This is a genomic window from Companilactobacillus mindensis DSM 14500, assembly GCF_001434275.1.
GTDB classification, from domain to species: Bacteria; Bacillota; Bacilli; order Lactobacillales; family Lactobacillaceae; genus Companilactobacillus; species Companilactobacillus mindensis.
In genome coordinates this window covers 1-316 of record NZ_AZEZ01000072.1, presented here as the reverse complement: position 1 = coordinate 316, position 316 = coordinate 1, and the positions used below count along the sequence as shown (strand labels likewise).

At 33.2% G+C, this 316-nt stretch carries 1 pseudogene; it reads right to left on the bottom strand.

What is annotated here, in order from left to right:
- Positions 1-285, bottom strand: a pseudogene (locus FD29_RS11645) (RNA-guided endonuclease InsQ/TnpB family protein); the annotation flags it as partial.
- Positions 286-316 lie beyond the last annotated feature (31 nt).

The window sequence follows — 316 nt, the reverse complement described above, 5'->3', positions numbered from 1 at the left end:
CACGATATTATTACTTGTTGTAAGAAAGTTATCAGTATTCAAGTCGATTCCAATACTACTTTCAGTTTTTATTTTCTGCTCTACAAAGGGAGTATCTGAACCGAGTTGAAGTGAAATAAAATATCGGTTACATGGGTCCTTACTAATAGTCACAGTTCCAATTCTTATATCCTTTTTATCTCGAAAGATTACTTTGTTATAACCTTTGATTCGCAACGTTCCCAATTTTGGAATCTTGATATGCTTATCATCTAGGAGCCTGACTGATCCGGAATAAACACTCATTTTAGATTTTTTTGTATACTGACAGTTGGTT